The 25405-nt window shown below is 69.0% G+C and carries 28 protein-coding genes; 17 read left to right on the top strand and 11 right to left on the bottom strand.

The window, feature by feature from the left end:
* Positions 1-4: 4 nt before the first annotated feature.
* From G6N60_RS24890 to G6N60_RS24880, 3 genes are all read left to right on the top strand, one after another.
* Positions 5-1330: a cytosine permease gene (locus tag G6N60_RS24890; protein ID WP_163742324.1), complete on the top strand. Its 1326-nt coding sequence runs from the start codon at positions 5-7 to the stop codon at positions 1328-1330.
* Complete coding sequence (gene biuH / locus G6N60_RS24885; protein ID WP_163742321.1) at positions 1327-2046, top strand: biuret amidohydrolase; 720 nt, start codon at positions 1327-1329, stop codon at positions 2044-2046. Before G6N60_RS24890 ends, biuH begins: the two co-directional genes overlap by 4 nt.
* 70 nt (positions 2047-2116) lie before the next feature.
* A complete protein-coding gene (locus G6N60_RS24880) occupies positions 2117-2575 on the top strand; it encodes a hypothetical protein (RefSeq protein WP_220100373.1) in 459 nt (152 codons plus the stop codon).
* Here G6N60_RS24880 and G6N60_RS24875 read toward each other — a convergent pair.
* The gene (locus tag G6N60_RS24875; RefSeq protein ID WP_163742314.1) at positions 2544-3155 is read right to left on the bottom strand and encodes a nitroreductase family protein; all 612 of its coding nucleotides are present in this window, start codon (positions 3153-3155) and stop codon (positions 2544-2546) included. The two genes, G6N60_RS24880 and G6N60_RS24875, sit on opposite strands and share 32 nt — an antisense overlap.
* Positions 3156-3249: 94 nt before the next feature.
* Here G6N60_RS24875 and G6N60_RS24870 point away from each other — a divergent pair, with 94 nt between their 5' ends.
* From G6N60_RS24870 to G6N60_RS24860, 3 genes are read left to right on the top strand one after another with little or no spacing between them, the layout of a single operon-like run.
* A complete protein-coding gene (locus tag G6N60_RS24870) occupies positions 3250-4515 on the top strand; it encodes an aspartate kinase (RefSeq protein ID WP_163742312.1) in 1266 nt (421 codons plus the stop codon).
* Position 4516: 1 nt separating this feature from the next.
* Positions 4517-5551 (top strand): aspartate-semialdehyde dehydrogenase, encoded by a 1035-nt coding sequence (locus tag G6N60_RS24865; RefSeq protein ID WP_163742309.1) that lies wholly within the window; start codon positions 4517-4519, stop codon positions 5549-5551.
* A gap of 56 nt (positions 5552-5607) precedes the next feature.
* Positions 5608-6675, top strand: coding sequence for a DUF4185 domain-containing protein (locus G6N60_RS24860; RefSeq protein WP_163744513.1), 1068 nt, complete (start codon positions 5608-5610; stop codon positions 6673-6675).
* Positions 6676-6945: 270 nt separating this feature from the next.
* Here G6N60_RS24860 and G6N60_RS24855 read toward each other — a convergent pair whose 3' ends face one another.
* The 3 genes from G6N60_RS24855 to G6N60_RS28195 all read right to left on the bottom strand — a co-directional run bounded on the left by G6N60_RS24855 (position 6946) and on the right by G6N60_RS28195 (position 8375).
* Positions 6946-7722: a GAF domain-containing protein gene (locus G6N60_RS24855; RefSeq protein ID WP_163742305.1), complete on the bottom strand. Its 777-nt coding sequence runs from the start codon at positions 7720-7722 to the stop codon at positions 6946-6948.
* 101 nt (positions 7723-7823) lie between these two features.
* Complete coding sequence (locus G6N60_RS24850; protein WP_163742302.1) at positions 7824-8084, bottom strand: hypothetical protein; 261 nt, start codon at positions 8082-8084, stop codon at positions 7824-7826.
* A 135-nt stretch (positions 8085-8219) separates the two neighbouring features.
* Positions 8220-8375 carry a hypothetical protein gene (locus G6N60_RS28195; protein ID WP_170312576.1) on the bottom strand — a complete coding sequence of 52 codons (156 nt, stop codon included), beginning with the start codon at positions 8373-8375 and terminating at the stop codon, positions 8220-8222.
* A 105-nt stretch (positions 8376-8480) separates the two neighbouring features.
* Here G6N60_RS28195 and G6N60_RS24845 point away from each other — a divergent pair, with 105 nt between their 5' ends.
* The 11 genes from G6N60_RS24845 to egtE all read left to right on the top strand — a co-directional run bounded on the left by G6N60_RS24845 (position 8481) and on the right by egtE (position 18401).
* A complete protein-coding gene (locus tag G6N60_RS24845; RefSeq protein WP_163742299.1) occupies positions 8481-8960 on the top strand; it encodes a hypothetical protein in 480 nt (159 codons plus the stop codon).
* Positions 8961-9033: 73 nt separating this feature from the next.
* Positions 9034-9531, top strand: a complete 498-nt coding sequence (locus G6N60_RS28330; protein ID WP_163730782.1) for a hypothetical protein — start codon at positions 9034-9036, stop codon at positions 9529-9531.
* Between the two features lie 152 nt (positions 9532-9683).
* Positions 9684-11138 carry a catalase gene (locus tag G6N60_RS24835; protein WP_163742296.1) on the top strand — a complete coding sequence of 485 codons (1455 nt, stop codon included), beginning with the start codon at positions 9684-9686 and terminating at the stop codon, positions 11136-11138.
* A gap of 190 nt (positions 11139-11328) precedes the next feature.
* Positions 11329-11841: a hypothetical protein gene (locus tag G6N60_RS24830; protein WP_246241009.1), complete on the top strand. Its 513-nt coding sequence runs from the start codon at positions 11329-11331 to the stop codon at positions 11839-11841.
* Between the two features lie 41 nt (positions 11842-11882).
* The gene (locus G6N60_RS24825; RefSeq protein ID WP_179969744.1) at positions 11883-12311 is read left to right on the top strand and encodes an organic hydroperoxide resistance protein; all 429 of its coding nucleotides are present in this window, start codon (positions 11883-11885) and stop codon (positions 12309-12311) included.
* A 5-nt stretch (positions 12312-12316) separates the two neighbouring features.
* Positions 12317-12961, top strand: a complete 645-nt coding sequence (locus tag G6N60_RS24820; protein WP_163742290.1) for a sensor domain-containing protein — start codon at positions 12317-12319, stop codon at positions 12959-12961.
* A gap of 124 nt (positions 12962-13085) precedes the next feature.
* Entirely contained in the window at positions 13086-14369 is a 1284-nt protein-coding gene (gene egtA, locus G6N60_RS24815) for an ergothioneine biosynthesis glutamate--cysteine ligase EgtA (RefSeq protein ID WP_163742287.1), read from the top strand.
* Complete coding sequence (egtB, locus tag G6N60_RS24810; RefSeq protein ID WP_163742285.1) at positions 14366-15658, top strand: ergothioneine biosynthesis protein EgtB; 1293 nt, start codon at positions 14366-14368, stop codon at positions 15656-15658. Before egtA ends, egtB begins: the two co-directional genes overlap by 4 nt.
* A gap of 3 nt (positions 15659-15661) precedes the next feature.
* Entirely contained in the window at positions 15662-16354 is a 693-nt protein-coding gene (gene egtC, locus G6N60_RS24805; RefSeq protein WP_163742282.1) for an ergothioneine biosynthesis protein EgtC, read from the top strand.
* Positions 16351-17316, top strand: coding sequence for an L-histidine N(alpha)-methyltransferase (gene egtD, locus G6N60_RS24800; RefSeq protein WP_163742279.1), 966 nt, complete (start codon positions 16351-16353; stop codon positions 17314-17316). The genes egtC and egtD overlap by 4 nt, the downstream gene beginning before the upstream one ends.
* Positions 17313-18401 carry an ergothioneine biosynthesis PLP-dependent enzyme EgtE gene (gene egtE / locus G6N60_RS24795; RefSeq protein WP_263992787.1) on the top strand — a complete coding sequence of 363 codons (1089 nt, stop codon included), beginning with the start codon at positions 17313-17315 and terminating at the stop codon, positions 18399-18401. The genes egtD and egtE overlap by 4 nt, the downstream gene beginning before the upstream one ends.
* 1 nt (position 18402) lies before the next feature.
* Here the strand turns inward: egtE and G6N60_RS24790 are convergent, their stop codons facing one another.
* The 7 genes from G6N60_RS24790 to G6N60_RS24760 all read right to left on the bottom strand — a co-directional run bounded on the left by G6N60_RS24790 (position 18403) and on the right by G6N60_RS24760 (position 25310).
* Complete coding sequence (locus G6N60_RS24790; protein WP_163742276.1) at positions 18403-19089, bottom strand: class I SAM-dependent methyltransferase; 687 nt, start codon at positions 19087-19089, stop codon at positions 18403-18405.
* Between the two features lie 9 nt (positions 19090-19098).
* A complete protein-coding gene (locus G6N60_RS24785; protein WP_163742273.1) occupies positions 19099-20577 on the bottom strand; it encodes a glutamate-cysteine ligase family protein in 1479 nt (492 codons plus the stop codon).
* A gap of 22 nt (positions 20578-20599) precedes the next feature.
* On the bottom strand, positions 20600-21298 hold the full coding sequence (locus G6N60_RS24780) for a class I SAM-dependent methyltransferase (protein ID WP_179969743.1): 699 nt from the start codon (positions 21296-21298) through the stop codon (positions 20600-20602).
* Between the two features lie 72 nt (positions 21299-21370).
* Complete coding sequence (locus tag G6N60_RS24775) at positions 21371-22228, bottom strand: oxidoreductase (RefSeq protein ID WP_163742268.1); 858 nt, start codon at positions 22226-22228, stop codon at positions 21371-21373.
* A 69-nt stretch (positions 22229-22297) separates the two neighbouring features.
* Positions 22298-23008: a PadR family transcriptional regulator gene (locus G6N60_RS24770; RefSeq protein ID WP_163742265.1), complete on the bottom strand. Its 711-nt coding sequence runs from the start codon at positions 23006-23008 to the stop codon at positions 22298-22300.
* 139 nt (positions 23009-23147) lie between these two features.
* Positions 23148-23693, bottom strand: a complete 546-nt coding sequence (locus G6N60_RS24765; protein ID WP_163742262.1) for a PadR family transcriptional regulator — start codon at positions 23691-23693, stop codon at positions 23148-23150.
* Between the two features lie 51 nt (positions 23694-23744).
* On the bottom strand, positions 23745-25310 hold the full coding sequence (locus tag G6N60_RS24760) for an NCS1 family nucleobase:cation symporter-1 (RefSeq protein ID WP_163742258.1): 1566 nt from the start codon (positions 25308-25310) through the stop codon (positions 23745-23747).
* Positions 25311-25405: the final 95 nt, after the last annotated feature.

Genomic DNA, 25405 nt, shown 5'->3' with positions numbered 1-25405 from the left:
GGCCATGGACACCGCGCAGACCGCCGTCGCCACCCACCACGAGTCGGGCCTCGGCGAGGAGTACGAACGAGAACCCGTTCCCGCGTCCGCGCGAAAGTCCCTGTTCTCGGTGTCCGCGGTGTGGGTGGGCTTCCCGATGATCATGACCTCGGCCGTGTTCTCCGGCATCGTCGTCTACGACCTCGGCTTCGTCACCGGACTGCTCGCGATCCTCGTCGGGGACGCCGTGCTGATGGGCTACGTCGGCACGCTGAGCTACCTCGCCGGACGGTCCGGAAAGAACTTCGCGCTGACCGCGGCAGACACGTTTGGCGCCAAAGGATTTCGCATCGTGTCGGCATTCCTGTCGACGTTGGTGATCGGCTGGTTCGCGTTCCAGACGGGGATGGTCGGCTCGACCCTGAACGTCTCGATGGGCTGGCCCGCCGGGTGGACGACGCTGGGCGCCGGGGTCCTGTTCGTCGCACTGACCTTCGTCGGCATCCGAGCGATCTCGTGGATCGGCGTCGTCGCGTCCGCACTGTTCCTGCCGCTCGGCATCGTCGCGGTCGTGATGGCGGCCGCAGGCAGCGGCGTCGGCTCGGCGTTCTCGTATCACGGGGGAGCCGGTGCCGGTGCGATCAGCTTCGGCGTCGCGGTCACGATGGTGATCGCCTGCTTCGCGGACTCGGGCACCATGACCGCCGACTTCACCCGCTGGGCCCGCACCGGCAGGCAGGGTGCCATGGCCGCATTCGCCGCCTTCCCAGTGGCCTACTTCATCGCGCAGTTGGTGGGCGCGTTCGTCGTCGCGCTCGGCGCCTCGGCCGACCCCGCGAAGACCGGTGGTGACTTCCTGCACGTGCTGGTCGGTCACGGCGGCATCCTCGTCCCGCTCGCCATTCTCTTCGTCTTCGTCAACCTCGGCAGCGTCTGCGCGCACTGCCTCTACAACGGCGCGGTGGGCTACGGCAACATCACCGGAAAGACCATGCGGCAGTTGACGATCGTGCTCGGCGCGATCGGCATCGCCGCCGCGGTGGCGGGCATCTGGTCCTACTTCGAGACGTGGCTCGACGTCCTCGGCGTGCTCGTCCCGCCGATCGGCATCGTCCTCATCCTCGACCAGGTGGTGTTCGCCCGTCGACGAGCCCGCACGGCCAGCGGGGTGTACTGGAAACCGTTCGCCGCGTGGGCAATCGGCGCCGCCGTCGCGCTCGGGACCCACTTCGGCGCACCGCAGCTGTCGGACGCCATCGTCGCGATGGTCACCGGGGGACTGGCCTTCACCGCGCTGTCCTACCTCCCCGCCCCCGCCGCGCGGCCCGCCATGGAGGGCGAGCCCGCATGAGCGTCACGATCGACGCCACGCCGTACGCCTGGCCCTACGACGGCGACATTCCGCGTGGCCGAACGGCGTTGATCAACATCGACTGGCAGGTGGACTTCTGCGGCAAGGGTGGCTACGTCGACGCCATGGGGTACGACCTGTCGCTGGTGCGGACGCCGCTCGGCCCGGCGCAGCAGATCCTCGCCGCCGCCCGCGACGCCGGACTGTTCGTCGTCCACACCAGGGAGGGCCACCGGCCGGACCTGTCCGACCTCCCCGCGAACAAGCGGTGGCGCTCCGCCCGGATCGGCGCCGAGATCGGCTCGCTGGGCCCCTGCGGCCGGATCCTCACCCACGGCGAGCCGGGATGGGAGATCGTGCCGGAGATGGCGCCGCTGCCCGGCGAACCCGTCATCGACAAGCCGGGCAAGGGCAGCTTCTACGCCACCGACCTCGAGCTGATCCTGCGCAGCAATGACATCACCCACATCGTCTTCACCGGCATCACCACCGACGTGTGCGTGCACACCACGATGCGCGACGCCAACGACCGCGGTTATGAATGCCTGGTCGTATCCGATGCCACCGGCGCCACCGACTACGCCAACCACGTCGCGGCGCTGCACATGATCACGATGCAGGGCGGCGTCTTCGGCGCCCATGCGACGAGCAGCGCCGTGCTGGCCGCGCTCGACGCCCTGCGGGTGCCTGGCGCGCCGCAACCCGCGACGGCGTGACGCTCGGGCCCCTCCCCGGCGGCTCGGTGACGTCCCGAACGCGGATGTGTCAGCATGAAGCGTGAGACGAGTGCGGCCGTTGACGACGGTGATCATGGTGGCGGCCCTGGCGATCGGCGCGGGCATCTGGTGGCTGTTCTTCAGGGGGCCGTCCTCGGCCGCCTGCGCGCCGGTGCGGGAGTTGTTGTCGTTCAACAAGACTCAGATCGACGCGATGAACGCCAAGACCCACGACCCCGCCCCGGGATCCTACGAGAAGGCGACCGAGCCCAGCGACCTCGACTACCAGGCGTGGTCCGACGGTCTCAACGACCGGGCGGCGAAGGTGACCGACAAGGACCTCAGCGGGCCCGCCAAGGACATGGCCAGGACCGCCGGCTGGCTGGTCGAGGCGCGACTGAACTTCAACGAGCAGGCCGCGCACACCGCGCCGGGCGCCCCGATGCCGCCCGCGGGCATGGCCGTCAAGGTGTTCAACGAGCAGTTCGACGCCCAGGCTAGACAGCTGGCGCAGACGTGCCCGCCGTGAACGGCGACCCCCAGCTGCCGCTGAACGCCACTTCCTCCAGCGGCAACCGTTCGCGCGGGCGCGTGTCCCGCTCGACGATCGACTCGTCGGCCGCGGCGTAGTCGCCCAGCGAACCCACCGCAAGCACCGCGACCGGCCGCACCCCGTCGGGGATCCCGAACGTCGCGCACGCCGCAGCGGCGTCGAAGCCGGCCATGGCGTGGGCGACCAGACCCCGGGCGACCGCCTCGATGCTGGCGTTCGCGATCGCTGCCCCCGCGTCGACCAGCGAATACATGGCGGTCTTCTCGTCGGGACCCTGATCCGCGCACACCAGGATCAGCGCGCCCGCGGCCAGCGCATAGGAGTTGCCGCGCTTCAGCGTCGCCCCGAGAGCGTCGAACGTCGCGTCGCCGCGCAGGCCCACCAGGAAGCGCACCGGCTGCCGACCGCCCCAGGTCGCAGCCCAGCGGGCCGCCTCGAGCAACGCCGTCACCGGCTCCGGACCGACCGTCGCCGCCGGGTCGAACGCCCGTGGACTCCAGCGGGCGGCAATCGGTTCGTGAATCGCCACGCGGGTGTCGGCCAGTCGGTTGGTCACGGTGGCTCACGCTACCGGCGGACGCGACGGGGAAGAACGGGTCCGCCGACCCCTTATCCTTGACGGGACTTCACTCAGGGCAGAAAGGCTAGAAGTGGCGCTCGTCGTGCAGAAATACGGCGGATCCTCGGTGTCGAACGCCGACCGCATCCGCCGCGTCGCCGAGCGCATCGTCGAGACCAAGAAGGCGGGCAACGACGTCGTCGTGGTCGTCTCCGCCATGGGTGACACCACCGACGACCTGCTCGACCTCGCCCGCCAGGTGAGCCCGGCGCCGCCGCCGCGCGAGATGGACATGCTGCTGACCTCGGGGGAACGCATCTCCAACGCCCTGGTGGCGATGGCGATCCATTCGCTCGGCGCCCAGGCGCGGTCGTTCAGCGGCTCGCAGGCCGGGGTGATCACGACCGGCACGCACGGCAACGCAAAGATCATCGACGTCACCCCGGGGCGGCTGCGCAGCGCGCTCGACGAGGGCCTCATCGTCCTGGTCGCCGGCTTCCAGGGCGTCAGCCAGGACAGCAAGGACGTCACCACGCTCGGGCGCGGCGGCTCCGACACCACCGCCGTCGCGCTGGCCGCGGCACTGGACGCCGACGTGTGCGAGATCTACACCGACGTCGACGGCATCTTCACCGCCGACCCGCGCATCGTGCCCAACGCCCGGCACCTGGACACCGTCAGCTTCGAGGAGATGCTCGAGATGGCGGCGGCGGGCGCCAAGGTGCTGATGCTGCGCTGCGTGGAATACGCCCGCCGTTACGACGTTCCGATACACGTCCGCTCGTCGTACTCCGACAAGCCGGGCACGCTCGTCAAAGGATCGATGGAGGACATCCCCATGGAAGACGCCATCCTCACCGGGGTCGCCCACGACCGCGGCGAGGCGAAGGTCACCGTCGTCGGGCTGCCCGACGTTCCCGGCTACGCCGCCAAGGTGTTTCGTGCCGTGGCCGACGCCGACGTCAACATCGACATGGTGCTGCAGAACGTCTCCAAGATCGAGGACGGCAAGACCGACATCACGTTCACGTGCTCGCGCGAGAGCGGCCCCGGCGCCGTCGAGAAGCTCAGCGCGCTGCAGCGCGAGATCGGCTTCAGCGCCGTGCTGTACGACGACCACATCGGCAAGGTGTCCCTGATCGGTGCGGGCATGCGCAGCCATCCCGGCGTCACCGCCACGTTCTGCGAGGCGCTGGCCGCGGTCGGCGTCAACATCGACCTCATCTCGACTTCGGAGATCCGAATCTCGGTGTTGGTCAAGGACACTGAGCTCGACAAGGCGGTCAGCGCGCTGCACGAGGCATTCCACCTCGGCGGGGACGAGGAAGCGATCGTGTATGCGGGGACGGGGATCTGACATGGTGAGCATCGGAGTGGTGGGAGCGACCGGTCAGGTCGGTCAGGTGATGCGCCGTCTGCTCGAGGAGCGCGACTTTCCGGCGACCAGCGTGCGGTTCTTCGCCTCCGCGCGGTCGCAGGGCAAGAAGTTGGAGTTCAAGGGCCAGCAGATCGCGGTCGAGGACGCCGCGACGGCCGACCCGTCGGGCCTCGACATCGCGCTGTTCTCGGCCGGGGCCACGATGTCTCGCGTCCAAGCGCCGCGGTTCGCGGCGGCGGGCGCCGTCGTCGTCGACAACTCCTCGGCCTGGCGCAAGGACCCCGACGTCCCACTCGTGGTGTCGGAGGTCAACTTCGAACGCGATGCGGCCAACCGACCCAAGGGCATCATCGCCAACCCGAACTGCACGACCATGGCCGCGATGCCGGTCCTCAAGGTGCTGCACGACGAGGCGGGCCTGGTCCGCATGATCGCCTCGACCTACCAGGCGGTCTCGGGCAGCGGGCTGGCCGGCGTCGAGGAGCTCTACGGTCAGGCCCGCGCCGTCGTGGAGGACAGCGAGCAGCTGGTGCACGACGGGTCCGCTTTGACGTTCCCCGCGCCCAACAAGTACGTCGCGCCGATCGCCTTCAACGTGGTGCCCTTGGCCGGATCGCTGGTCGACGACGGCTCCGGTGAGACCGACGAGGACCAGAAGCTGCGCAACGAGAGCCGCAAGATCCTCGGCATTCCCGATCTGTCCGTCAGCGGAACGTGTGTGCGGGTGCCGGTCTACACCGGCCACTCGCTGTCGCTGAACGTCGAATTCGCACAGCCACTGTCGCCGGAGCGGGCGAAGGAGCTCCTGGCGTCGGCGCCCGGCGTTCAGCTGGTCGACGTGCCGACGCCGTTGGCCGCCGCAGGCACGGACGACTCCCTCGTCGGACGCATCCGCACCGACCCCGGGGTGCCCGACGGGCGTGGGCTCGCCCTGTTCGTCTCGGGTGACAATCTCCGAAAGGGCGCGGCGCTCAACACGATTCAGATTGCCGAGCTGCTCGCCGCACAGTTGTGATCAGGGCGGTGGCCGTGGCGCTCTCCTGCGCCCTGGTCCTGCCGCTGCCCCTGCCCATGCCCGATGCGCACGCCGATCCGCCGGCGCCCGCACCGCAGCCCGTCCTCGCGCCGCTGGCGCCCGGGCAGGTGATGCTCATCGGAGCCTCCGCGGGAACGGGCACGGCGACGGGCGATTACGGCATCGGCGCCACGGATCTGTGCGAGTTCATGGAGTTTCCCAGCGGCCTACTGCAGGTCTGTGGGGACAGCTTCGCCGGACAGGGTGTGGCCTTCGGACCGCACTTCGCGCCGATCGCCCTGCACGTCGACATGGACTCCGTCGACGAGCCGACGGGCGTGCGGTACTACGGCGTCACCGGAACGGACGCACCGCTGCTCGCCGACCCCAGCCCACCGGGAGTCTCGCAACTGCCCGCAGGCATCGTGCAGATCAACCGCGAGAACTATCTGCTGGTGACGACCACCAAGGATCTGGTCCCCTCGACTTCCCGCCTGGTGAAAGCCTCTGCTGCACAGGGTAATTGGCCGACTGTACCAGGCTCGCAACGACCGGCGAGCTATGCGCATGGCAGGCAGTCGCAGATCAGTGGTTACTACGATCCGATTCCCACGCCGGACTCGCCGCGCGGATGGGTGTACGTGGTCGCCAACGACTTCGACCGCAGCGCACCGGTCGAGCTGTACCGCGCCACGCCGCAGCGGTTCACCGACCGGTCGAGCTGGCAGGCCTGGTCCGGCGACGGTGTCTGGGGCAAGGCGCCAAAGCCGTTGTGGGGAGACAAGATCGGCGAGATGAGCATCCGACAGGTCGACGGCAAGACCGTACTGTCGTACTTCAATGCGAGTACGGGCAACATGGAGGTGCGCGTCGCGAACGACCCGACGAGCCTCGGGACCGCGCCGGTCACCACGGTCGTGTTCGCGGGCGAGTGGCCCGAGGATGCCGACGCACTTCCGCCCCCCGACGACAACCAGCTTGCTCAGCCCTACGGCGGTTACCTCTCACCGGGGTCGACACTCGACGAGTTGCGGGTGTTCGTCAGCCAGTGGGACACGTCCCCGCAGGCCGACCACGCGCCCTACCGGGTGATTCAGTTCGCGGTGAATCCGTTCAAGCCGTAGGCGGGGGGTGACGGAACTAGCGGGAGGCCGCCGCTGGCCCGGATGACTTCGTCGACGTGCCGCCTGCGCCCGCCTGGACCGACTTGAAGAAACCGGCGGGATTCGTGCGGACCTCTTGGATGGCACGATCTTGTCGTGCTGGGCCGTTCGACTCGCGCTGTTGCTTGCTCATGCCAAGCCCTCCTGGATCCCGGTGTGCATCAAGCTACCACCCCTGATTACCCGAGAGCCTGCCCTAGGGCACCGACACCCGCGGGGCGGATGCGCAGATCAACGCTGGTCATAAGCCGCTGCGTAGGAGATCGCCGCGATCGTCGCAAGCACGCGGACGATGTTGATGTCCCGTTCCTCCGACAGGTCACCAGTGCGGGGCGCATCCACCGTGAGCACACCGTAGACGTGCGTGCCGTCGGTGATCGGATGCGTCAGGAAGGTCTCGTACGCCAGGCCTTGGTCGGGATCGACCTGATCGACGAACCGGTACTGAGCGGCGAGGGCCTTGTCCATGGTCGGGTCCCCGGGGCGAAACACCCGCTGCGATTTCTGGCCGCGGCCGTGGAACAGCTTGGGGCGCATGCAATGTCCGCCTGACTCGGGTTCGGTCTCGAAGAGGTTGGCGCGAACGTTGGCCGACCCGACGATGACGCTCGCCGCGACGACCACCGCACTACGCACCTCTCCCGCGGTCTCCCGGCGCTTGTCGGCGTCGACCGTGGCGACGAGTTCCGCCACCAACTGCAGAACGGGGCTCAGTTGACCGTCGATGACGCTCTGGCTCTCTTCGGCCTCTCGAAGCCGCTTGGCGTCCATCGCCTCGTCCATCTTCTCTCGGCGGTGCTCCCGAGCCAGGGAGAACAGCACTCCTCCAACCAGGGCGACGGCGGAGACGAGGTACCACGCCACCTTCTGCCCGTGGGAATCGACCAAGCCGCCGCCACCCGACGACAGCGTCGCCGCTGCGCCCAGAGCCAGCGGCCACCCCACTGAGGACCGCTCCATGAACCGTGGCCAGCGGCTCTCCTCGACCCCGTCGCCGCCGTCAGACACAGCCAGAGACCGTACCGCCGAGCCGCGACGACTATCGCCGTCGATCTGGTGAGCGGACTACGTGACGGAGATAGTTCGGGCAGTGGGACAGCGCCGACCCCTCAGGCCGGACGCTTCCGGTATTTCTGGTAGGCGTTGCCGCGCGCCATCCCGAGGTGGTCGCCGATGATGCCCCACGGGATGCCCGCCTCCCGGGCGGCGGCCACCGCGTCGCGCAACCCGTCGCCGGACACGTCGTCCGCGCCGCCCTCGCGGGCACGGACGATCGCCGCGTCGAGGACGGCCAGCACATCGTCGGCCGATCGGGGGGACGGTGCGGCAGCAGCCAGCCATGGCGCACGGGCATCGGCAATCTCGGTCATCTCGTGACCCCTTCGATCTCGGCGCGAAGCGGGTGGCAGGGCGCCGCGCTCCCTCAATTTAGCAATCAACGTAAGTAGTTGCTGGTCACGTCATCAATTTGTTATGACCTTGGCGATCGAGGGGATCGGGTTTTGCTACGTTTCGTCGGAAATTTGTCGATGCGTCTGCTGGCCGCCCGGTGCGCCGGGGTCTTCGTCCTTGCGGTCCAGCTCGTCTTGCAACTCGCGCTGCTCGGCCGTCGCCTTGGTCGCGTCCTTGGGTGTCGCCGGCGGAATGTTCTGCTGCTCCATGGGAGGAAGGTTTCCCTTTGACCGATCGGCAAACCCGCCGCGGCTCGCAGCCGATTCACGAGGAATTTGATGAGTCGCTCCCCGAGGGACGACAATCATTGACCTATGAGCGAAACAGTCGATTACCCCGGTGAAGCTCCCACGGGCCCGCAGACCGCGGTGCATCCAGAGGGTCCGTACTCGCAGATGCCGCCGCAGGGCTACGGCTATCCGCCCATGCAGCAGGGTCCGCCACCGCCGCGGCAGGACAGGCCCAGCCGGCTCAACAAGGTGGCGGCGTGGATGGGCATCGCCGCCGGCGCGCTCGTCATCATCGTCGTCCTGTTCGGTTCTGGGTTCTACTTCGGTCGGGAGACCGCACCCCAGCCGGTCGACCGCAGCGCGGCCGGCACCGGTCCCGACCAGCAGGGGCCGCTGATCTTCCCGGTGCCGCGCGGGCAGTTCGATCGCCCGGGCCCGGGCATCGTCATCCCGAGCATCCCGAACGGGCCGACGTTCCAATTGCCCAACATCTTCCCGCAGTTCCCACTGCAGCCGCAGGGTCCCTCGACCAGCCCGTCGTCACCCGGTTCGCCGCCGAGGTGAGCCGTCCGCGGTCATAGCCGATTCATAGCGAACTCATGATCACCGCATCAACAGCGCGCCGATCATCGACGTCATGAGTGAAACACCAGTAACCCCAGAACCAGCCACGGGCCCCATCGACACCACGACGGCGCCCGTGGTCCACGAGACTCATGAGGAGGACACCCGAGTCCGACGGCGCAGTCGGCTCAACGTCGTCGCTGCGTGGGTCGGCATCGTCGCCGGGACGGTCTTCGTCGTGGCCGTCATCTTCTTCAGCGGCTTCGTGCTCGGCGCTAGCGTCGGCGGCGGACACCATGGCCACCATCACCACCACGGTGGCGGTGGAAGCGGGCAGACCCACCACCAACACCACCACGACTGGCAGGGCGGCCCCGGCGGCGGCGGCTTCGGACCCGGCGGGCGCGACGGCGGTGGCGGCTTCGGTCCTGGCGGAGGCCCCGGCGGTGGCTTCGGTCCCGGCGGCGGCTTCGGTCCCGGTAACGGGCCCGGCTTCCAGGGTGGTCCCGCAGGCCCCGGCAACGGTGGCCAGAACCCGGCCGCTCCACCTGCGACACAACCCAATCGCTGACGACCAAGAATGGAACACGGTGCCCCGCTCGCCTCAGGCGTGCGGGGCACCGTCGTGGGGATAGAAACTCAGCTGCGTTGGGTAGACCCGAAGGGTGGGGTTGAGTGCGGCCCAGCCCAGAAGGCCGCGACCACGGAGAGATGAGTGACTACATGACGGAGAAAATCGCAACGACCGACGGCGGCGCTCCCGTACCAAGCGTCGAACACTCGCTGAGCGTCGGCCCCGACGGACCCCTGCTGCTCCAGGACCACTACCTGATCGAGCAGATGGCGAACTTCAACCGCGAGCGCATCCCGGAGCGTCAGCCCCACGCCAAGGGCGGTGGCGCGTTCGGCGTCTTCGAGGTGACCAACGACATCAGCCAGTACACGAAGGCGGCGTTCCTGCAGCCGGGCGTCAAGACCGAGATGGTGGCGAGGTTCTCCACCGTCGCGGGTGAGCGCGGCAGCCCAGACACGTGGCGGGACCCGCGCGGCTTCTCGCTGAAGTTCTATACGTCCGAGGGCAACTGGGACATGGTCGGCAACAACACGCCGGTGTTCTTCGTGCGCGACCCGATGAAGTTCCAGAACTTCATCCGCAGCCAGAAGCGGATGGCCGCCAACAACCTTCGCGACCACAACATGCAGTGGGATTTCTGGACGCTCGTACCGGAATCGGCGCACCAGGTCACCTACCTCATGGGCGACCGCGGCATCCCCAAGACGTGGCGTCACATGAACGGCTACTCCAGCCACACCTACAGCCTGGTGAACGAGGCCGGCGTGCTGTCCTGGGTGAAGTACCACTTCATCTCCGACCAGGGCGTCGACTACCTGACGCAGGAGGACGCCGACCGCATCGCCGGCGAGGACGGCGACTACCACCAGCGCGACCTCTTCGACTCCATCGAGGCGGGCAACCATCCCAGCTGGACGCTGAAGATCCAGGTCATGCCGTTCGACGACGCGAAGACCTACCGCATCAACCCGTTCGACCTGACGAAGGTGTGGCCGCACGGCGACTACCCGCTCATCGAGGTCGGCAAGATGACGCTCAACCGCAACGTGGTCGACTACCACGCGCAGGTCGAGCAGGTCGCGTTCGAACCGAACAACCTCGTCCCTGGCACCGGACTCAGCCCCGACAAGATGTTGCTCGCACGCGGGTTCTCCTACGCCGACGCGCACCGCGCCCGACTTGGGGTGAACTACAAGCAGATTCCGGTCAACGAGCCCAAGGTCGAGGTCAACGCCTACTCCAAGGACGGCGCGATGCGCATCAAGCTCGCGACCGACCCGGTCTATGCGCCGAACTCGATGGGCGGCCCCGTCGCCGAGGATCCGAAGAAGGTGGCCGAGGTGCACTGGGCCTCCGACGGCGACATGGTCCGCACGGCGTATGCGCTGCGCCCCGAGGACGACGACTGGAGCCAGGCGGGTTCACTGGTCCGCGACGTCTTCGACGACGACGCGCGGGAACGCCTGGTCGGCAACATCGTCGGCCACGTGCTCGACGGCGTGAAGGAACCGGTGCTGTCGCGGGTGTTCGAGTACTGGACCAACATCGATCCCGAGATCGGCAAGAAGGTCGAGGAGGGCGTGCGCGCCCAGTCGGGCAGCTAGGCCCGCACCCCGATCCGCGAAACTGCGGGGAGACGACGTTCTCCCCGCAGTTTCTGCGTTCGAGGGGCGCGACACGCCGAGGCGAATCCCATGGCTGTCATTTCCTTGGGGTCTGTGAGACCATTGAGAACTTTGGGGTTGGAGTGGTTTCACCCATCGATCCGTGACAGTGTCGCTAACCATGACGCGCATGTCCGTAGCCAGGGCGGTGGCGATCGCCGCCATGGGCGCGCTCCTGTTGGCCGGCTGCGCCACGCACGCCCCGGAGGCGCAACGGGGACTGGCGAAGGTGTTCTCCGTCGGTGACTGCGTCTCGATCCCGTCGGAGGCCCCCGCCACGCTGAGCGCGCACGAGGTGCCGTGCAGTGCCGATCCCAGCTACACCGTCGGCGCGGTCGCCGATGCGTCGGGCTCGTGCCCGAGCAACGAATATCAGCATCTACCAACGACATCCGCCGATCCGGCCACGTCGCGGCTGTGCCTGGTGCCGAACCTGGTGGCCGACCACTGCTACGTGATGGACATGCCGATCGGCATGCTGCAGCTGGCCAACTGCGCCGAACGGGGGCAGGAGGGGTTGCTCGTCCAGGTGACCCAGCGCCTCGACGTCCGCGACCAGCGGGCGTGCCCGTCGGCGGCCGGCCGGTACGCGTGGCCGTACCCCTCACCGCCCCGCACCTACTGCACGCTGACGATCTTCTGACGGACCGGTCGGTGTCGGCCGCAGCTGGCATGATCGAACGCATGAGCATCGAAGTCGTCTACACCGCAGAATCCACGGCCACCGGCGGCGGCCGCGACGGTCACGTCACCTCCGCCGACGGCAAGATCGATCTCGACACCCGGCCGCCCAAGGAGATGGGCGGCAGCGGTGAGGGAGTCAACCCGGAACTGCTGTTCTCGGCCGGCTGGTCGGCCTGTTTCCTCGGCGCGCTGCGCCTGGTGGCCAAGAACGAGAAGATCACCATCGACGACGCCACCGGCATCACCGCGCAGATCGGTTTCGGCAAGGACTCCGAGGGTGGCTACGGACTGACCGCCAACCTCATCGGGTACCTGCCCGGCCTCGAGCAGGAGGCTGCCGAGGAGCTCATGGAGAAGGCGCACGGCGTCTGCCCCTACTCCAAGGCCACCCGCGGCAACGTCGACGTCACGCTGTCGGCCAAGGTCTGACCGGAATGCGGGCGACCGTCGCCGCGCTCGGCGTCGGCGCGGTGCTCGCGGTCGGGGTCGCCCCGCAGGCGCAGGCCCGCCCGTCCGACCCGGGCGTGGTGTCCTACGCGGTGCTCGGCAAGGGGTCGGTGGGCAACATCGTGGGCGCGCCCATGACGTCGGGATCGTCGTTCACCGAACCCTTCCAGGCCTATTACGTCGACACGCCGGAGTGCAACAACTGGGCCGACATCGGGCTGCCCGAGGTGTACCTGGACCCGGATCTGGCGTCCTTCAACGGGGCCGTCGCCCAGCGGGCCGCCAACGACGACACCAACCTCGTCAAGCAGGCGGTGGGCGTCTTCGCCACGACCGACGCCGCCAATCGGGCGTTCCATCGCGTCACCGACCGCACGGTCGGCTGTGCGGGCCAGACCACCGCGATGCACCTGGAGGACTTCACGACCCAAGTGTGGACCTTCTCCGGCGCAGCGCCGACTGCCACCGACGCCGTGTGGGTGAAGCAGGAAGCGGGTACAGACCGGCGGTGCTTCATCCAGACCCGGTTGCGCGAGAACGTTCTGCTCCAAGCGAAAGTCTGCCAACCCGGCAACGGCGGACCCGCGGTGAACGTGCTGGCCGGGGCGATGCAGAACGCGTTGGGTCAGTAGCCGGGCGCACGATTGCGTTCCCGAGGGCGTTCTTCGGCGCGAATCCGCACGACTTTGTCGGTCCGCTCTGGAAGATGGAGAAGGCCCCACCCGTCGAGCGGGCCGGGAGAAGGGGATCGTTGGCATGACCACCACCGCGGACCTGTGCGGCACCCGTGGCGATGAGTCGCCGGGCGCCCTGCTCGACAGCGCCTCCGACGCCGCACGGCACATCGCCGGCGAATGCCTGCGGGACGGACCGATAGGGCAGGTCGGACTCGAGATCGAGGCGCACTGCTTCGACCTGGACGACCCGATGAAACGGCCGTCCTGGGATCGCATCACCGACGTCGTCGCCCAGGTGCCTGCGCTGCCGGGCGGCAGTGCGATCACGATCGAGCCAGGAGGCGCCGTCGAGCTGTCAGGCCCGCCCGCCGATTCGGCCGCGGCCGCCATCGCCGCGATGCAGACCGATCGCGCCGTACTCCGCGAAGCCTTCGCCGCCCACGGCCTCGGGCTGGTACTCCTCGGTGCCGACCCGCTGCGGCCGCCGAGGCGGGTCAACCCCGGCGACCGCTACCAGGCCATGGAGCAGTTCTTCACCGCGAGTGGCACGTCGGACGCCGGCGCGGCGATGATGACGTCCACGGCGTCGGTGCAGGTCAACCTGGACGCCGGCCCGCAGGAGGGGTGGGCGGACCGGGTGCGGCTCGCGCACGCCCTCGGGCCGACCATGGTCGCCATCTCGGCCAACTCTCCGTTGCTCGGCGCCGAGTTCTCCGGCTGGCGCAGCACCCGTCAGCGGGTGTGGAGCCGCCTGGACTCCGCGCGGTGCGGCCCCGTGCTCGGTGCCCGCGGTGACGACCCTGGCGACGACTGGGCCCAGTACGCGCTGAAGGCGCCGGTCATGCTGGTCCAGGGTGAGGTCACGGTGCCGATGACCGAGGTGGTCCCCTTCGCCGACTGGGCCGACGGGCGCGAGCTGCTCGGCGGTCGCCGACCCACGCGGGCCGACCTGGACTACCACCTGACGACGCTGTTCCCGCCGGTGCGGCCGCGCGGCTTCCTCGAGATCCGCTACCTCGACAGCACGCCCGACCACGTGTGGCCCGCCGTGGTCTTCACGCTCGCGACGCTGCTCGACGACCCCGAGGCCGCGGAGGTGGCCGCCGCGGCCACCGCGCCGGTGGCGACGGAGTGGGACCTCGCCGCGCGGACCGGACTGGACGACGAGCGCCTGCGCGCGGCCGCCGTCACGTGCGTGCAAGCCGCGGCCGAGCGTGCGCCCGCGGAAATATCCGAATCCATGCAGCAGTTGCTGACTCAGGTGCAGCGGGGCAGGAGTTCGGCCGACGACTTCACCGACGTGGTCGTGGGCGTCGGCGTCGAGCCCGCGGTCCGGCGGTTGGCGGCGGAGGGCGCGGCGTGAGCACACGGGAGGCGCTGGCCAGGGATCTGACCCTCGCGCGTGACCGCACTATGCGGCTGGTCGAGATCGATGACGCCGAACTGCTGCGCCAGTACGACCCGCTGATGAGCCCGCTGGTGTGGGACCTCGCCCACATCGGGTGGCAGGAGGAGATGTGGCTGCTGCGCGGCAACGATCCTCGCAGGCCGGGCTTGCTGTCGACCGACGTCGAGCGGCTGTACGACGCGTTCGAGCACTCGCGCGCCAGCCGCGCCGCCCTGCCGCTGCTGCCGCCCGGCGACGCACGCGCGTTCTGCGACACCGTGCGCGCCAAATCCCTTGACGCCCTTGATGTTCTGCCCGAAGAGGACGGCACCGGCGTCGACCCGGCCTTCGTCTTCGGGTTGGTGGTCAGCCACGAGAACCAGCACGACGAGACGATGCTGCAGGCGCTGAGCCTGCGCTCGGGCCCACCGATCCTCGGAACGGGCACGCCACTGCCCCCCGGCCGGGCGGGCGTGGCGGGCACCTCCGTTCTGGTGCCCGGCGGTCCGTTCGTGCTCGGCGTGACGGCGGCCGAAGAGCCGATGTCCCTGGACAACGAGCGCGACGCCCACGTGGTCGACGTGGCGTCGTTCCGGATCGGACGCGTGCCGGTCACCAACGGGGAGTGGCGTGAGTTCATCGCCGACGGTGGCTACCGCGAACCGCGCTGGTGGTCGGCGCGCGGTTGGGAGCACCGGCAGCAGGCCGACCTGGTCGCGCCGAAGTTCTGGAGCGCCCGCGCGGACACCAGGACGCGCTTCGGGCACGTCGAGGACATCCCCGCCGACGAGCCGGTCCAGCACGTCACGTACTTCGAGGCCGAGGCCTACGCCGCGTGGGCGGGTGCGCGGCTGCCCACGGAGATGGAGTGGGAGAAGGCCTGCGCATGGGACCCCGCGACGGGTTCGCGACGCCGATTCCCCTGGGGCGCTTCGGAGCCCACTGCGGCGCTGGCCAACCTGGGCGGCGAGGCGCTGCGGCCCGCGCCGGTGGGCGCCTACCCGGCGGGAGCCTCGGCCTATGGGGTCGAGCAGCTTCTCGGCGACGTGTGGGAATGGACGTCCTCACCACTGCGGCCATGGCCAGGGTTCACCCCGATGCTCTACGAGCAGTATTCCCAACCGTTCTTCGACGGTGACTACAAGATCCTGCGCGGCGGGGCGTGGTCGGTGGCTCCGAGCATCCTGCGCCCCAGCTTCCGCAACTGGGACCATCCCATCCGGCGGCAGATCTTCTCCGGGCTTCGGCTTGCGTGGGACGCCTAGGGCATGTGCCGTCACCTGGGCTGGCTGGGCAACCCGGTCTCGTTGTCCGCGCTGATGCTGGAGCCGGCACACGGCCTCGTCGTGCAGTCGTATGCGCCGCGCAGGCAGAAGCACGGGTTGGTGAACGCCGACGGCTGGGGCGCGGGTTTCTTCGACGGGGACACCCCGCGACGCTGGCGCAGTGCGGCACCGCTGTGGGGGGACGCGTCGTTCGCCTCGGTGGCGCCCGCGATCCGCAGCACGTGCGTCGTCGCGGCGGTGCGGTCGGCCAGCGTCGGGATGCCGGTCGAACCGTCCGCATCCGCGCCGTTCACCGACGGACGGTGGCTGCTGTCGCACAACGGTCTGGTGGACCGGTCGGTGCTGCCGGCGTCCTCGACGGCCGAGTCGGTCGTCGACAGCGCGGTGCTCGCCGCGCTGATCTTTCACCGTGGCCTCGACGCGCTCGGTGACACCGTCGCCGAGGTGGGCGCAGCCGATCCCGGTGCGCGGCTGAACATCTTGGCCGCCAACGGTTCTCGCGTGCTCGCCACGACGTGGGGCGACACCCTGTCGGTGCTGCGGACCGATGACGGCGTCGTGGTCGCCAGCGAACCCTATGACGACGACCCCCGCTGGGAGGACGTGCCCGACCGCCATCTGGTCGACGTCACCGACTCGTGCGTGAAGATGATTCCCCTGAAAGGATCTGCATGACCATCTCGATCGCCAACTACCTGGCCGCCGACTCCGCCGCCACGGCGCTGCGGCGCGACGTGCGCGAAGGACTCGCCGGTACCCCGAAGTCGTTGCCGCCCAAGTGGTTCTACGATTCGGTGGGCAGTGACCTGTTCGATCAGATCACCCGGCTCCCCGAGTACTACCCGACCCGGGCCGAAGCGCAGATCCTCCGGACGCACGCCGTCGACGTCGCTGCCGCGTCGGGCGCCGACACCCTGGTCGAGCTCGGCAGCGGCACGTCGGAGAAGACGCGGCTGCTGTTGGACGCCCTGCACCGGGCCGACTCGCTGCGCCGCTTCATTCCCTTCGACGTGGACGCGTCCATACTCCAGTCGGCAGGTGCGGCGATCTCCCAGGAGTACCCGGACGTCGAGATCGAGGCCGTCTGCGGCGACTTCGAGGAGCATCTCGGCAAGATTCCGCTGCAGGGCCGTCGGTTGGTGGTCTTCCTCGGGTCGACGATCGGCAACCTGACGTCCGGCCCACGGGCGACCTTCCTTAGCGCGCTGGCGGACAGCCTGCAGCCCGGTGACACCCTGCTGCTGGGCACCGATCTCGTCAAGGACGTCGACCGGCTCAAGCGTGCCTACGACGACGCCGCGGGCGTCACCGCGCGGTTCAACAAGAACGTCCTGACGGTGGTCAATCGGGAGCTCGGCGCCGACTTCGACCTCGACGCGTTCGAGCACGTGTGCAAGTGGAACGCCGACGAGGAACGCATCGAGATGTGGCTGCGCGCCAATACACTGCAGCGCGTGCACATCTCGGGCTTGGAGTTGGACGTCGAATACGCCGCCGGTGAGGAGATGCTCACCGAGGTGTCGTGCAAGTTCCGGCCCGAGGGCATCGCGGCCGAACTGGCGGCGGTGGGGCTGAACCGCACGCACTGGTGGACCGACGACGCCGGCGACTTCGGACTGTCGCTCGCGGTCAAGTGACCGCCGACCTCGAATCCTCCTGGCGCAACGCCAGACCGGCGATGGCCGGCGTGCACCTCGACAGTGCGGCGTGCTCGCGACAGTCCCATGCCGCGATCGACGCCGCCGCCGCGCACGCCAGACACGAGGCGGAGGTCGGCGGGTACGTCGCCGCCGAGGCCGCCGAGCCCGTGCTCGCGGCGGGTCGGTGCGCCGTCGCCGCACTCACCGGTTTCGACGCCGACGACGTCGCATTCACCACGGGCTCCAGCCACGGCTTGGACCTACTGCTCGCCGGGTGGCAGGGTGCCAGGACCGTGGCGTGCCTGCTCGGTGAATACGGGCCGAATCTGAAGGTGATGGCCCGGCACGGCTTTCAGGTCGCGGTACTCCCGGTCGATGCGGACGGTCGGCTCGACGTCGACGCCGCGGCCGCGACGCTGGCGGCCGACCCACCCGGGCTGGTCCACCTCGTGCTGCTCGGCAGTCACCGCGGCATCGTCCAGCCGGTGGCAGCACTGGCCGACGTGTGCCGCCCCCTCGGCATCCCGGTGATCGTGGACGCCGCCCAGGCGTTCGCCCACGTCGACTGCGCGCACCTCGGGGCCGACGCGGTGTACTCCTCGTCGCGCAAGTGGGCGGCGGGCCCGCGCGGGGTGGGCGTGCTGGCCGCGCGTCGGGGCCTGGTGAGCGACGAGACGCTCGCCGAACTCGCTCACATCGAGGCGAATGTCGCTGCGCGCGTAGGCTTCTCGGTGGCGATCGGACTGCACGTCGCCGCCGGACCGGAGCGGATCAGGGCCCGGCTCGCCGAGGTCGGGGCGCTGACGCGCGCCACGCTCGCGGAGCTGCCCGGGTGGCGGGTCGTCGAAGCCGTCGACGAGCCGAGTGCCATCACGACGGTCGTGCCGCCCGAGGGCGTCGATCCCGTTGCCCTGCGCAGCTGGTTGATCGCCGAGCACCGCATGGTCACGACGTGCGCGGGCGTCGAACGCGCACCGTGGGAGATGACGCGGCCCGCGCTACGGGTCTCGCCCCACGTCGACGTGACGGGCGAGGAGCTCGACGCGCTGGTCGCCGCCCTGCGCGCCCATCCGGTCGGGTGAGTCAGTCCGCCCGGTGCGCCGTCAGCAGGAACGCGGGCATCTTCATGCGGCCCTGATCGTCGTGATCGTGGGGTGGCAGCTGCATCGGCGCGTCGGGACCCTCGGGCATGTTGGCGTGGATGAACGCCGGCCGGACCTCGTCGATCTCCCAGTACTTGCCGACCGCGGCGCGCAGTTCGGCCTCGTCGACCTCGTTCGGCGTGTGCTGGGCCTCGGCGGGGAACGCGCCCTTGGCGAACACCAGGATGTAGTACCGCGCGCCGGGTGCGGCGGCGCGATGCACCGACTGCTGATACCCGTCGCGGCCCTCGACGGGCAGCGAATGGAACAGCGTCGAGTCGATGATCGTGTCGAAGCGGCCGTCGAACCCGGTGAACGACGTGATGTCGTCCTGCACGAACGTCGCGTTCGACAGCCCGCGGTCCTGCGCGGCCCTGGTGGCGGCGGCGACGGCGGCAGCCGTCAGTTCGATGCCGACCACGGTGTGGCCCCTGGCGGCCAGCGCCAGTGACAGCTCGGCGTGCCCGCAGCCGGCGTCGAGCACCGTGCCGTGCACCTCGCCCGCGGCGATGAGGGCAGCCAACTCGGGCTGGGGCTCACCGATGTTCCACGGTGGTGCGCCGTCGAAGTCGCCGTCCTCGCGGTAGGCGTCCTCCCAGTCGATGGCGTTGGAGGTCGAATCACTCATGCCGCCACGCTACGCCGGGCCGTCCCAGGTGTGGACCGGCTCGTTGGCGTGCATGCGCTCGCAGTAGAGGCGCACCATCTCGGCGAGGGCCTGCGGTCGCGCGAGGCCGCGCTGCTGCAGGCCCTGCACCGTCCGCACCTGCCACGCCGCACCGTTGCGGCCCGTCTTCGCGCGGCCCTCGATCACGCCGAGGTAGCGGTCGCGCACCTCGGCGGGCACACCCCAGCGCCGGAGTCCCTCGTGGGCCAGGGGCAACAGCTCGCGCAGGACCAACTCGTCGGGGGTGACCTCGCCGAAGCCCGGCCAGTACAGCCGGGCAGCCATGCCGTCGCGCGCCGCGGAGAGGAAATTGCGTTGTGCCGCAGCGAAACTCAGCTGCGTCCAGATGGGGCGGTCGTCCTCCGAGAGCGCGCGCAGGGCGCCGTAGTAGAACGCGGAATTGGCCAGCATGTCGATCACCGTCGGGCCCGCGGGCAGCACGCGGTTCTCGACCCGCAGGTGCGGGCGGCCGTCCACGACGTCGTAGACGGGACGGTTCCACCGGTAGATCGTGCCGTTGTGCAGTCGCAGCTCCGACAGCGCGGGTGCGCGGCCGGCCGCCAGCTCGGCGACGGGATCCTCGTCGGACACCTCGGGCAGCAACGACGGGAAATATCTGACGTTCTCCTCGAACAGATCGAAGATCGACGTTATCCATCGCTCTCCGAACCACACTCGCGGCCGCACGCCCTGCGTCTTGAGTTCCTCGGGCCGGGTGTCGGTCGCCTGCGCGAACAGCTCGATGCGGGTCTCGGCCCACAGGTGGTGACCGAAGAAGAACGGCGAGTTGGCGGCCAACGACAGCTGCGGACCGGCGAGCACCTGCGCCGCATTCCAGTTCTGGGCGAACTCCGCAGGCGAGACCTGCAGATGCAATTGCATACTGGTGCAAGCGGATTCGGGTGCGATCGACGCGGACTGCAGCGTCAGCCGTTCGGGGCCGGCGATGTCGATCATGATGTCCTCGCCGCGGGCGGTGAAGATCGAGTCGTTGAGGGCCTGGTAGCGCGTCGACTCGCTCATCCAGTTGTCCGACAGGTGCTCGGGCATCAGCGTGGGCAGGATGCCGATCATCACGATGTGCGCGCCGCTGGAGTTGGCCTTGGCCTCCGCGGCGTTCAGGCTGGCGCGGACGTCGCGCTCGAGCTCGAGGCCCGCCCGCCCGCCGAGCGGCCGGGGTGGAACGTTGAATTCGATGTTGTAGGCGCCCAATTCGGTCTGAAACGCCGGATCGGCGATCGACGCGAGCACCTCCCGGTTGTTCATCGCCGGCTGGTAGTCGCCGTCGACGAGGTTGCACTCGATCTCCATGCCCGTCAGCGGACGGTCGAACTCGAAACTCGCCTGGGCGAGCATCGTCTCGAAGACGTCGAGGCTGAGCTGGACCTTGCGCCGATACAGCAGCCGGTGTTCGCGGCTGAATTCGGTCTGCGTGACGTCGTCACCCATTAGTGGCACCCACGGGATGAGCCTACGGACGCGACGCCACCGCCACCTGCGGACCGAGCAGACCGACGCGCACGTCGATCTCGATGGCCGGGTCGGCATAGGCGGCCAGTGCCCGCAGCGCCGACGGGCTGTAGGTCCGCAGGGAACTGACCAGTCCGTCGTGGACGACCGGGAGGAACGGCACGAATGGGGCCATGGTCGCGAGCCGCAGTAGGTGCAGCGGAGCGGGTGGGCGCGGCAGGTCGATGAGGACGAGCCGGTCGGCGACCCGCGTGCCCTCCGCGATGACGCGTGCGGCCAGCGCGGGCGGCAGACGATGCAGAGCCAGCGCCAACACCGCGAGGTCGAACGTGCCGTCGGCGGCGTCGACGTCGGTGGCGTCCATGGTGCGGACGGTCACGCGCGGATCGCTGCCGAGCGGGCCCGCGGCCATGGCCGCCACCGATTCCGCGTCACCGTCGGCGACGGTGACGTGCGCCGTCGGGTGCATCTCCAGCAACGCGGACGATAGCTCGCCGCGGCCTGCCCCCAGGTGCAGGACGTGCGGATCGGGAACGTCGGCGATCTCGTCGAGCACCAGGTACGCGAACCGCTGGTGGTCGCCGAACCACCTGCCGTAGTCGCGGTCGACGTACTCCTGCCGGTCGGTCTCGAGCAACCGGTCCAGACACGACGCCCGCGGACCGCCCCGGGGCAGGCGGTCGATGGACCTCTCACCCATCGTGGCTCCGCCCCGCGATTCGTGGAGTCTGCGTTGCGGCGACCGCGACGCAGACTCCACTCATCGTCGCCGTCACGGCGCGAAGTCGGCGGGCAGCTCGATGTCGGCGACGGCGAGGTTCTCCTCGAGGTGGGCGACCGATGACGTGCCGGGGATCAGCAGCACGTTGGGGGCCACCGCCAGCGTCCACGCCAGCGCGATCTGCGCGGGCGTGCGGCCGAGGTCTGCGGCGGCCTGCTTGACCGCGGGGTTGCCCAGCACCGGATTGTCGGCGCTGAAGCCGGAGCCGAGCGGGAAGAACGGGACGAACGAGATGCCACGCTCGGTGCACATGTCGAGCAGCGGTTGCGCGCTCCGGTCGACGAGGTTGTAGGCGTTCTGCACCGTCACGATCTCGGTCCGGTCGAGCGCGTGCTTCAGGTGCTCGACGGTGATGCTGGACAGGCCGATGCCGCCGATCAGGCCCTCGTCGCGGGCGGCGATCATCGCGGTGAGCTGGCGGTCGAAGGTCTCGTGGTCGATCTCTGACGGCGCGCTGGGATCGTCGGAGTTGTGGATGCGCAGGTTGACCGCCGCGAGCTGATCGACGCCCAGTTCGCGCAGGTTGACCTCGATGTCCTCGCGCAGCTCGTCGGGCGCCCCGGCCGGGGTCCAATTGCCCTCGTCGTCGCGGCGGGCGCCGACCTTGCTGACCAGTGCCAGCCCGGCCGGGTAGGGATGCAACGCCTCGCGGATGAGGGCGTTCGCCACGTCGGGCCCGTAGAACTGCGCGGTGTCGATGTGGTCGACGCCCAACTCGACGGCCCGCTTGAGCACCGCGATCGCCTGGTCGTGGTCCTTGGGTGGGCCGAACACGCCGGGGCCGGGGAGCTGCATCGCGCCGAAGCCGATGCGGTTGACGGTGAACGTGCCGAGTTGGAAGGTGCTCATACTTACTCCCTACACCGATTCGGCGCGGTTTCATCCGCCGAGCGAACGAAACCGCGCCGAACTGGCGAATTACTCGGATTCGCCGAGGATGCCGTAGATCTCGCGGCGGGCATTGTTGACGATGTCGACGATGCGCTGCTGCTGCTCGGCAGAGCCCGCGAAGGCCGACTGCCGGACGGCGCCCATCAGGGCGACCACGGCGGTGCGCAGGTTGACGGCCGCGGGGTCGGCACCTTCGGTGATCTCGTCCCAGGGTGCGGTCTCGATCTTCTCGGCTGCGGCGCGACCGGCCTCGGTGAGCTCGAACAGCTTCTTGCTGCCGTCGCTCTCGGTGCCGGCGATCAGGTCTTCGTCGACGAGCAGCTGCAGGGTCGGGTACACCGAGCCGGGGCTCGGCTTCCACAGATCCTGGCTGCGCTCGGCGATCTCCTGGATCATCTCGTAGCCATGCATGGGGCGCTCGGCGAGCAGCGTCAGGATGGCGGCGCGGACGTCACCGCGGCGACCGCGACCGCGGCCACGGCCGCCGCCACGTGGGCCGCCGCGCCCGCCACGGCCGAAACCGGGGCCGCCGAAGCCGGGGCCACCGAAACCGGGACCACCGAAACCGGGACCGAAGCCTCGGCCGAAGCCGGGACCGAAGCCGCCGTCGAACGGGCCGCCGCCGTGTTCGCGAACCTCGTCGCGGAAGGCGCGCCTGGCGTGCCGGCGATGCTCGTGCAGCCGGTCCGCGGGGCCGAAGCCGAAGGGGCCGGTGGGGGGTGTGAATGGGGTGTTCATGTGAGTGTCTCCTCGGGGTAGGGAAACGCCTCGTGCGTTTCCGATACGTTGACGATATATCGGAAACTATCGCGATGCAACCACTCGATGCGTTCGAGTGTGTGGGTAGCCGTCGATGATCGGCCCGTTCGTCGACGTGTTACTGCACGGTCGACGTCTCCGTCTGGCGTTCGTCGAACGCGCTGACCAGCGATCGGGCCCAATCGCCCTCCATCTGGGCGATGCGGAGTCCGTAGTCCAGCGCCGCACCGCCGAAGAACTCCGCGGCGCTGTCGCCCCACGGCGTCAACGAGTCCCGCAGCTCGGTTAATCGGGCGAGTTCGGATTCGGCGTGGGCGGCGACCCCGACGAGGTGTTGGCGGGCCTTCTCGGGTGGGATCTCGCCGAGCAGGAATACGCGCAGCAGCGAGGCGCTCCGATGGGGCGGGTCGTCGCCCGGGTGGGTCATCCACCGCACCAGTTCGGTCCGGCCCGCGGCCGTGACCTGGTATTCCTTGCGCCCCCGCGGCCCGACGTCGGTGACCTCGATGAGACCGTCGGCGGCCAGCTTGTTCAGCTCGCCGTAGAGCTGGCTCTGGGTGGCGGGCCACACGTTGGCCATCGACTGCTCGAACCGCCGCAGCAGGTCATAGCCACTACCGGGATGCTGGGCGAGGAGGCCGAGGGCGGCGAAACGAAGACTCACGCGCACAGCGTACGGCCCGACATTCCAATTATGGAATGTCGGGCCGGGTGCTCAGGCGCTCTCGGAGTCCACCAGGGTGGCGCCCTCGGCGACCCGCAGCGCGGTCATCTTCCACGGGCCATTGGTGGCGAGTACGCGGTAGATGGCCAGCGCGACACCGCAGCCGATGAACCAGCTGTACTGCGCCGCGCCCGCCATGCCGACGATGACGCCACCGAAGAGCACCGGGATGACCGCGAGGACGGCGCCGACCAGGGTGGCGAGCACCGCGGCCGGGTTGTAGCCCTTCCGGTACCAGTAGTTGGCGGTCGGCGACATCGTGAACAGGTCGTCGACGACGATCTTCTGCTTGCGCACCAGATAGAAGTCGGCGAGCAGGACGCCGAACAGCGGCCCGATGAACGCGCCGAGCGTCTCGAGCGTGTAGTGGATGACTTCGGGATTGCTATAGAGGTTCCAGGGCGTCAGCAGGACCGAGCCGACGGCGGCGATCATGCCGCCCATCCGCCAGCTGATCCGCTGCGGGCTGACGTTGGAGAAGTCGAACGCGGGCGAGATGAAGTTGGCGACGATGTTGATGCCGATGGTCGCGATCGTAAACGTCAACGCGCCCAACACGATTGCGGTCACGCTGTCGATCCGCGCGACGGTGGCCACCGGATCGGTGAGCAGTTCCCCGAACACGGGCACGGTCGCCGCCGCGGTGACGACGACCAGCAGCGAGAACACCAGGAAGTTGACCGGCAGACCGAGGAAGTTGCCCTTCTTGACCGACTGGAAGCTCTTGCCGTAGCGGGCGAAGTCGCCGAAGTTCAGCATCGGACCCGAGAAGTAGGACACCACCAGGGCGATGGCGCCGAGCATGACGACGAGCGTGTTGCCCTTCTTCTCCCCGCCGAGATTCAGGCTGACGTGCCAGCCCGACTTCCACAGCAGGTACCCGCACAGGATGAACATGACGACGTAGACGGCGGGACCGCAGAAGTCGATGAACTTGCGGATGGACTCCATGCCGCGCCAGAACACTGCCGCCTGCAGGATCCACAGCAGCGTGAAGCTGCCCCAACCGAGCAGCGACAGACCGGTGAAGCCGTACTGGTCGACGTCGGCGTACGGCGCCAGTCCGGGGAACAGCTTGAGCAACACGACGTCCAGCGCCGCCGAGGCCAGGTAGGTCTGGATGCCGTACCACGCGACGGCGATCAGCCCGCGGATGATGGCCGGGATGTTGGCGCCGAGCACGCCGAACGGTCCGCGGCACACCACGGGGTAGGGGACGCCGGCCTGCTGGCTGGGCTTGGCGACCAGGTTGCAGAGGAAGTAGACGATGACGATGCCGACGAGCAGGGCGATGAGCACCTGCCAGCTGGCCAGGCCCAGTGCGAACAGGCTGCCCGCGGTGACGTAGCCGCCGACGCTGTGCACGTCGGACATCCAGAACGCGAAGATGTTGTACGACGACCACGACTGCTTGGCCAGCGGAGCCAGGTCCTCGTTGGTCAGCCGGGGGTCGTAGTGCTCCTTGATCAGGCCGCTGCCGACGGGGTGTCCCGCGGCTTCGACGATGTCGCCCGCGGCGATCACGGCGCTGGGTGGTGGTTCTTTGACGTCTGTCACGGCTGGCTCCTGATCTGCGTGCATTCAGCGGTGGAAACACGGTAGCGACGACGTATTGCCGAATCGTTGCGGTGAAGATATATCTTCGCCGCTTT

It is taken from the genome of Mycolicibacterium madagascariense (genome assembly GCF_010729665.1).
Lineage (GTDB): Bacteria > Actinomycetota > Actinomycetes > Mycobacteriales > Mycobacteriaceae > Mycobacterium > Mycobacterium madagascariense.
This window is presented reverse-complemented; position numbering and strand designations above follow the sequence as displayed.